Origin of the sequence: Mesorhizobium sp. M2A.F.Ca.ET.037.01.1.1 (assembly GCF_003998075.1) — a bacterium.
In the GTDB taxonomy this organism is placed as follows: Bacteria; Pseudomonadota; Alphaproteobacteria; order Rhizobiales; family Rhizobiaceae; genus Mesorhizobium.
Genome location: NZ_RZSA01000203.1, coordinates 1 through 8,024, shown reverse-complemented (window position 1 = coordinate 8,024; position 8,024 = coordinate 1). Strand labels below are relative to the sequence as shown.

Annotated in this window: 9 protein-coding genes; 7 read left to right on the top strand and 2 right to left on the bottom strand. The window is 66.7% G+C overall.

What is annotated here, in order from left to right; all coding sequences use genetic code 11:
* The 6 genes from hemC to EOA27_RS12695 all read left to right on the top strand — a co-directional run.
* On the top strand, window positions 1-651 hold a 651-nt coding region (hemC, locus tag EOA27_RS12720), incomplete at its 5' end, for a hydroxymethylbilane synthase (RefSeq protein ID WP_127256321.1).
* A gap of 1 nt (window position 652) precedes the next feature.
* Window positions 653-1,366, top strand: coding sequence for a uroporphyrinogen-III synthase (locus EOA27_RS12715; protein ID WP_126080498.1), 714 nt, complete (start codon window positions 653-655; stop codon window positions 1,364-1,366).
* A gap of 105 nt (window positions 1,367-1,471) precedes the next feature.
* Complete coding sequence (locus EOA27_RS12710) at window positions 1,472-2,932, top strand: COG4223 family protein (protein ID WP_126080499.1); 1,461 nt, start codon at window positions 1,472-1,474, stop codon at window positions 2,930-2,932.
* Window positions 2,933-2,942: 10 nt separating this feature from the next.
* On the top strand, window positions 2,943-4,511 hold the full coding sequence (locus tag EOA27_RS12705; protein ID WP_126080500.1) for a heme biosynthesis protein HemY: 1,569 nt from the start codon (window positions 2,943-2,945) through the stop codon (window positions 4,509-4,511).
* Window positions 4,512-4,544: 33 nt separating this feature from the next.
* The gene (locus EOA27_RS12700) at window positions 4,545-5,024 is read left to right on the top strand and encodes a TerB family tellurite resistance protein (protein WP_126080501.1); all 480 of its coding nucleotides are present in this window, start codon (window positions 4,545-4,547) and stop codon (window positions 5,022-5,024) included.
* Window positions 5,025-5,042: 18 nt separating this feature from the next.
* A complete protein-coding gene (locus EOA27_RS12695; protein WP_126080502.1) occupies window positions 5,043-5,759 on the top strand; it encodes a glutamine amidotransferase in 717 nt (238 codons plus the stop codon).
* Window positions 5,760-5,910: 151 nt separating this feature from the next.
* Here the strand turns inward: EOA27_RS12695 and EOA27_RS12690 are convergent, their stop codons facing one another.
* Complete coding sequence (locus EOA27_RS12690; protein WP_126080503.1) at window positions 5,911-6,183, bottom strand: hypothetical protein; 273 nt, start codon at window positions 6,181-6,183, stop codon at window positions 5,911-5,913.
* A gap of 161 nt (window positions 6,184-6,344) precedes the next feature.
* Here EOA27_RS12690 and EOA27_RS12685 point away from each other — a divergent pair, with 161 nt between their 5' ends.
* A complete protein-coding gene (locus tag EOA27_RS12685; protein ID WP_126083651.1) occupies window positions 6,345-6,578 on the top strand; it encodes a hypothetical protein in 234 nt (77 codons plus the stop codon).
* A gap of 85 nt (window positions 6,579-6,663) precedes the next feature.
* On the opposite strand, the gene EOA27_RS12680 is transcribed toward EOA27_RS12685, so the two are convergent.
* The gene (locus tag EOA27_RS12680; protein WP_126080504.1) at window positions 6,664-7,902 is read right to left on the bottom strand and encodes an MFS transporter; all 1,239 of its coding nucleotides are present in this window, start codon (window positions 7,900-7,902) and stop codon (window positions 6,664-6,666) included.
* Window positions 7,903-8,024 lie beyond the last annotated feature (122 nt).

Below are 8,024 nucleotides of genomic sequence, written 5' to 3'. Positions count from 1 at the left end.
GGGCTGGAGCTTGTCACCTTCCTGCCGCGCGAGGACGCGCGCGACGCTTTCATCGGCAAACGGGTGAAGCGGATCGCCGACCTGCCGCATGGCGCAGTGGTCGGTTCGTCGTCGCTCAGGCGCCAGGCGCTGCTTCGCCGTATGCGGCCGGATTTCGAGGTGGTGATCTTCCGCGGCAATGTGCAGACAAGGCTGCGCAAGCTCGACGAAGGCGTCGCCGAGGGCACCATCCTGGCCTATGCCGGGCTGAAGCGGCTCGGGCTCGAACATGTCGTCACCGACCTGATGTCGCTCGAGGATTTCCCGCCGGCGCCGGGGCAAGGCGCGATCGGCATCGAAACCCGTGTCGGCGACCGCGAGGTCGAAAAAATGCTGGCGGCGATCCATCATGTGCCGACCGGCCAGGCGCTCGCCTGCGAGCGCGCTTTCCTCGCCGCGCTCGACGGCTCCTGCCGCACGCCGATCGCCGGCCATGCGACGGTCGCAGGCGAAAAACTGTCCTTCGCCGGGCTGATCATCTCGCCCGATGGCTCGCAATCGCATGAGGTGCGGCTGGAAGGCGAGGCCGCGGACGCGGCGGAGATCGGGCTGAACGCCGCGCGGACGGTCCGCGCCAGGGCGGGCGCTGAATTCTTCGACGGCTGGGCCTGACATGGTCCGCGTCCTGGTGACGAGGCCGGAGCCCGGCGCGTCGCGCACGGCGCGACACCTCGAAGCCCTGGGATTTCAGCCTGTCCTGCTGCCGCTTACCGAGACGAGGGCATTGCCGGTCGAGTCGGCCATCGGCGCCGATGCCGTCGCGGTTGCGGTCACCAGCGCCAATGCGGTGCGCCATGCGCCAAAGCCGCTGGTCGCGTCGCTTGCGGAACTGCCATGCCACGCGGTCGGCAAACGGACGGCCGAGGCCTGCCGGGCGGTGGGATTTTTATCGGTCGCGGAAGGTCCGGGCGATGCCGAGGCGCTGGCCGACGCCATCGCCGGCGGCCTTGCCGGCAAGGCAATCGTCTATCTGTGCGGCCGCGTCCGCTTTCCGGTGTTCGAGCAGCGGCTGACGGCGGCCGGCGTGCATGTCCAGGCAATCGAGACCTACGACACGACAGGCGTCGACTATGGCGATGCCGATGTGGTCGCCCGCCTGTCGGGCCGGCCGGTCGAGGCCGCGCTGCTCTATTCAGCCAAGGCCAGCTTAGCGCTGGTCGGCCTGATGGCGCGGCCGACACTACGGTATCTCTTTGAAAAAACGCAGTTCCTGGCGCTCTCGACGCGCGTCGGCCAGCCGATGGAAGGCATTGCCGGCAGCAGGGTCCGCGTCGCATCCCAGCCTGAGGAAGAGGCGTTGCTCGCGCTTTTGTCGCAACCGCGCTAGGCCGCGTCATCACACCGCCCCTTTTCACCGCTTGGTGATGTGCTAGAGCATCCTGACGCTCTGGACCCTTCGATCCATTCCCAAGCCATTTTGCGGAGCCCAAGCATGGTCAAGACGCCGAAGATGCGACATTCGAAGACCCGGCGCGAGCCGGTGACCATCGAACTCGAGCCCGGCGCCGTCTCGCGAATCACCGACGAGGATGCCGCGAAGGCCAAGGCCGCACAGACCGACGAGGCGAAGGCGGAAGAGGCTGCGGCCGCTTCGCAGCCGGAGGCGCCGGAAGAGCCCATCCATGCCGAGCAGGCCGATATCGAGCCGTGGGAGCATAGCGACGCCGCCCAGGCAGCGGCCGGGGCCGGCAAGGACGAGCCCGAGGCGCCGTATCCAGGCGGCTCCGATGAGCCGAAGAGCCAGCCCCAGGGCTTCGACTACAATTTCGAGGACGCATCCGCTGCCGCTGCCGGCGCCCCGGCAGCGAAATCAAGCGAGATGCGAAGCGAGGCACGGGGTGAGGATCGCGCGCCGCAGCCGTCGAGGAGAACCGGCGTCAGCGCCATCGCAGCGGGGGTCATCGGCGGCGTGATCGCGCTTGCCGGCGCCGGCCTGCTGCAGGCGGTCGGCCTGCTTGGCGCGCCGGGATCGAACGGCGGATCGCTCGAAGGCGTCAATGGCGAGATCGCGTCGCTGAAAAGCGAGATCGCGGCGCTGAAGGAAAGCGGCGACAAGGGAGCCTCCGCCAAGGTCGAGGGTCTGTCCACGGCGATCGAGCAGGTCAAGTCCGATGTGGCGGCGTTGAAATCCTCGGCGGGGCAAGGCGGTGACAGTGCCGCGCTCAAGGCGCTCGGCGACAAGGTCGGCCAGATCGAGACCGCCGTTGCCGATCTGCAGAAGAACCGCAATGCGGCGCCCGTCGATCTCGGTCCGCTCAACGAGAAGATAGCCGGGCTCGACGCTCTGGTGAAATCGACCGGCGACGCGGCCAAGGCCGAGGATGGCCGGCTGGCGGCGCTGGAACAGTCCGTGTCGCAGCTTTCCGGCAAGGTCGAGGCGCAGGCCTCGCAGCCCAAGATCGCGCTGGCCATTGCCGCCTCGGCGCTGAAGTCGGCGCTCGACCGCGGCGCGCCCTTCGCGACCGAGCTCGACACCTTCGCGGCCATCGCGCCGGACGCGCCCGAGCTCGCGGCGCTGCGCTCCTATGCCGACAAGGGCGTGCCGACCCGCGCCACCATCGCGTCGGAGGCCGAAGCCGCCGCAAACGCCATGGTCGAGGCGGCAAAGCCTGTCGACCAGGATGCCGGTTTCTTCCAGAGCCTGGTGTCGAGCGCGGAATCGCTGGTCAAGGTGCGGCCGGTCGGCAGCGTTGAAGGCAACGGCGCGCCCGAAACCGTCGCCCGCATGGAAGTGGCGGTCAACCAGGGCGACTACGCCAAGGCGCTCAGCGAGTATGACACGCTGCCCGACGCCTCAAAGGCCGCCGGCGCCGACTTTGCCGGCAAACTGAAGGCGCGGCTGGAGGTCGAAAAGCAGCTCGAAGCGCTGATTGCCGGCGCGACGAAGGCGTGAGGACGACACGATGATCCGCCTTCTCGTTTTCCTCGCCGTCGTCTTCGCGCTGGGGCTGGGCTTTGCCTGGCTGGCCGACCGTCCGGGCGAGATGCTCGTCACCTTCAACGGCTACCAGTACCAGGTCACGCTGATGGTGGCGGCGGTGGCGATCGCCGGCGTGGTCGCCGCGGTGATGATCGTCTGGTGGCTGATCAAGTCGCTGTGGAACAGCCCCTATACGATCTCGCGCTATTTCCGCGTGCGCCGCCGCGACCGCGGCTACCAGGCGCTGTCGACCGGCATGATCGCGGCCGGCGCCGGCGACGGCGCGCTGGCGCGCAAGAAGACCAAGGAAGCGGCGAAGCTGATCAGCGCCGACCAGGAGCCGTTGATCAACCTGCTCGACGCACAGGCCTCGCTGCTCGAGGGCGATCATGAAGGCGCGCGCGAGAAATTCGAGCGCATGCTCGACGATCCCGAGATGCGGCTGCTCGGCCTGCGCGGGCTTTATCTCGAGGCCGAGCGGCTCGGCGACCGCAACGCCGCGCGCCACTATGCCGGCCGCGCGGCGGCGGTGGCGCCGCAGCTCGCCTGGGCGGCGGAGTCGACGCTGGAGGAACTGACCGAACGTGGCGACTGGGACGGCGCGCTGAAGCTGGTCGAGGCGCAGAAATCGACCAGGCAGATCGAACGCGATGCCGCCAACCGCCGTCGCGCCGTGCTGCTGACGGCCAAGGCGCAGGCGCTGGTCGACAGCGACCCGAACGCGGCCCGCACCGCGGCGCTCGAGGCCAACAAGCTGGCGCCCGATTTCGCGCCGGCCGCGGTGATCGCCGCCGATCTGGTTATCCGGCAAAACGACGTGCGCAAGGGCTCCAAGATCCTGGAAGCCGCCTGGAAGGCCGAGCCGCATCCCGACATTGCCGAGCTTTACACGCATGCGAGGCCGGGCGACGCCGTGCTCGACCGTCTCAACCGGGCAAAGAAGCTGCAGGAATTGAAGAAGAACCACGCCGAGTCGTCGATGGCCGTGGCGCGGGCGGCGCTCGACGCGCAGGACTTCGCCACCGCGCGGCGCGAGGCGGAGGCCGCGATCCGCATGGATCGCCGCGAGGGCGCCTATCTTCTGCTCGCCGATATCGAGGAAGCCGAGACCGGCGACCAAGGCAAGGTCAGGCAGCTGCTGTCCAAAGCCGTACGTGCGCCGCGCGATCCGGCCTGGGTGGCGGACGGCGTCATCTCCGAGCGCTGGGCGCCGGTGTCGCCGGTCACCGGCAAGCTCGACGCCTTCACCTGGCGCGCGCCGATGGAGCGGCTCGGCCAGTTGATCGACAGCGAGACGGACGCTGCGGTGCCGGCGATCGCAGCTGCGCCTCCGGCCGAACCCGCTGAAAAGGCGATCGACATTGTTGCCGACGCGCCCGCCGAGAAGCCGGCGCCGGCGAATGGCGGCGAGAAGGACGCGGCTGTTACGGAGGATGTCAGCGAAGCTCAAACCGCCAGGCGGGGTTCGGAATTGCCTCCTCTGCCCGACGATCCGGGTGTCGCGCCGGAAGAGGAAGCGGAAAAATCGCCGCGCCGGTTTCGTTTGTTCTGAGGCAGGGTTTTGGCGGGTAGGGAAAAGGTATCGATGTTCGAGCGCGTATTGGCCTTCCTGAGGGACCTACCGGGAGGCGGCGAGGCCAAGCCGAGCGCCGACGATCCGCGCGTCGCGGCTTCCGCGTTGCTCTACCATGTGATGAACGCCGACGGCGTGCGCCAGGACGTCGAATGGGAGCGCTTCAAGCAGATCCTGGCCGAGACCTATTCGGTGAGCGGCGAGGAGCTCGACGCGCTGGCCGCGGCCGGCGAGCGCGCCGACAATGAGGCGATCGACCTCTACGCCTTCACCAGCGTCTTGAAGCGCGATCTCGACGCCGAGGCGCGCAAGGCCTTCATCGGCCTGATGTGGGAAATCGTCTATGCCGACGGCGAGCTTGACGAGCTGGAGGACAACACCGTCTGGCGGGTCGCCGAGCTGATCGGCGTCGAGCGCCGTGACCGCATCGAGGCGCGCCGCAAGGCGGCGGCGCAGGTGCCCGGCGCGCGGGGCAAGTCGAGCGACGAATAACGGGACCCATCGCCTTCCATGCCACCCAGAGCGAGGCCGAGACCAAAAATCCTGATCGTGCTGCATCAGGAAACGTCGAGCCCCGGCCGCGTCGGCCATATGCTGCTGGAAGAAGGTTTCGACCTCGACATCCGCAGACCGCCATTGGGCGACGAATTGCCCTGCACGTTGGACGGCCATGCCGGCGCGGTGGTGTTCGGCGGGCCGATGAGCGCCAATGACGAGGACGAGTTCGTCCGCCGCGAGACCGACTGGCTGCAAATCCCGCTGAAGGAGAACCGGCCGTTCCTCGGCATCTGCCTCGGCGCGCAGATGCTCGCCAACCATCTCGGCGGCAAGGTCGAGGGCCATGGCGATGGGTTGGTCGAGATCGGCTGGTATCCGCTGAAGGCGACCGAGGCCGGCAAGCAGCTGCTGCACTGGCCGGAAATGGTCTACCAGTTCCACCGCGAGGGCTTTTCGCTGCCGAAGGAAGCGACGCTGCTGGCGACAGCGGAAACCTATCCCAACCAGGCGTTTCGTTACGGCGAGAACGCCTGGGGTATCCAGTTCCATGGCGAGCTGACCCGGATAATGATGCATCGCTGGGTGGTGCGCGGCGCGCATCGCTTCGAGCTCCCCGGCGCCCAGCCCGGCCGCGACCATCTCGGCGGCCGGCTGATCTGGGACATGCACCTCAAGCGCTGGCTGGGTGAGTTTTTGGGGCTGATTTTTGGCAGGCCGGCGGCGGGGTAAAGTCAACCGAATGTGCTTCGAACGGCTGTGCTCGACTCAAAAAACCGCCTCCGCCTTCAAGGATTTTGCTCGCTAGAGCGTTTCACCGTTTCACGGAAACGGCGAACCTCTCTATCTCTTTGTCTTGACGCAATTCCTGACGGAAAACCGCTCACACTTTTCCTGGAATTGCTTTAGTAACCTCCTGTATTTTCTCGAGGAGATTTTTGACGAGCAGCCGGTAGACGCGCGTGAGTTCGTCCGGCGACAATTCAACTCTGATGTCGTACTTGCCGGAATAGTTCGCCTGGAGATCAACGGTGCCGAACAGCGTCGTCGCGCCATCGCGAATGTCGGTGGCCACGATCATGTTCGCCAATGGCTGATCCAGCAGAATGACGCCTGGTTCTCCTGGATGATTGTGCGTTGTCGTGCGTATTTTCACAACGTAAACCTCCTGTCAGGTGAGAGCCCGCCTCGCCACATCAGCATCGGGCCCTGTCCAAGATAGAAGCCCTCCCCTCGAAACGCGAGGAACAAAAACGGATGGTATCGGTGCGGCCCCGAATCTGTGTTATTCGCCGCCCCATCAATCAAAAGGAAAATATTGTGAGCGAACTGACCTTGGCCGAGGCGACCGAAAACATCTATGCCTCACTCCGAGCGGACAATGCCGACCTCGATGCGCATATCGCAACCCTCAAGGCGGCACTGGCACGAGAGGGAAAGAAACAGGCGGTTTTCGATCCAACCAGGCTGGTGCAGAACAACCGCGCCGGGCGCAAGTTGATGCAGGCCTATTTTCGTCAGCGCGGCGTCAGCGTGAGCTTCTCGGAGTAGGTCTGCTCGCGACCCGTCTCGTTGACCGACGGCGCAGCCTGATCGGCTCCAGCGTCGGATTTGGCGGCTTAGATACAGGGCGCGATCACTCGCGGCTGTTCAAATGCCGCACCTGCCGCAGCGCCGGGAACAGCCAGGCCCACAGCCCCGCGACCGCGATGGCGCCGATGCCGCCGATCACCACGGCGGGAACGGTGCCGATCAGCGCCGCCATCGTGCCGGCGCGGAATTCGCCGACCTCGTTGGAGGCGCCGACGAAGACCTGGTTGACGGCGTTGACGCGGCCGCGCACCTCGTCGGGCGTCCAGAGCTGGATCAGCGTCTCGCGGATGTAGACGCTGAACATGTCGGTGGCGCCGAGGAGGGCAAGGGCTGCGATCGACAGCCAGGTGATGGTCGAGACGCCAAACAGCACGGTGAAGGCGCCGAACAAGGCGACGAAGCCCAGCATGATCTTGCCGGCATGGTCGCGGATCGGGTGACCGGCTAGCCAGACGGCGACACAGATCGCGCCGATGCCGGGCGCCGAGCGCAGCAGGCCGAGGCCCCAGGGGCCAAGCTGCAGGATGTCGCGTGCATAGACCGGCAGCAGCGCCGAGGCGCCCGACAGGAGCACGGCGAAGAGGTCGAGAGAGATCGCGCCGAGCACGATCTTCTCGCTCCAGATATAGCCGAAGCCGGCAAACAGCGTCTGCATCGTCGGCTTGTCGGTGGCCGTCTGCTGAGCGGGCTTCGGGATGGTGAAGATGAGCACCGCGGCGGCGAGCATCAATATGGCGGCGGTGGCGTAGGCGGCTTCCGCCGACACGCCGTAGAGCAGGCCGCCCGCGACCGGGCCGACGATGGTCGCCGTCTGCCAGGCCGACGAGTTCCAGGCGATGGCGTTGGCGAAATCCTCCTGCGGCACGAGATTGGCGAAGAGCGAGGACGAAGCCGGTCCGTAGAAGGCCCGCGCAATGCCGAACATCGCCAGCACGATGAAGATCGGCAGCGGGCCGTGAAGGCCACGCAGCGTCAGAAGCAGCAGGGCCAGCGCGCAGCCGGCCTCGACCAGCGTCGCCAGCGTCATGATCAGCCGGCGGCCGAAGCGGTCGGCGACCACCCCGGTGACCAGGACCAGAAGCAGCGAAGGCAGGAACTGGACGATGCCGACAATGCCGAGATCGAACGGGTCGCGGGTCAGGTCGTAGACCTGCCAGCCGACCGCGACGGACACGATCATCGTGGCGAAGGTGGTGAGGAAACGCGCCGTCCAGTAGCTGAGGAACGGGCGGTGCCGGAACGCGGCGTAACGCTGGTCTGGTGAGGTTGCTTCGGCTGTCATGATTCGAGGGCCCCGTTGCGACAATGGCCGGCGGGGCACTTCCACGATGGGCGCTGGTCCGGCCAGAACCCTTTAGCTCAGTTCGTCCTGCCATGCGCGCAAAAATCCGCGCTGGATCAAAG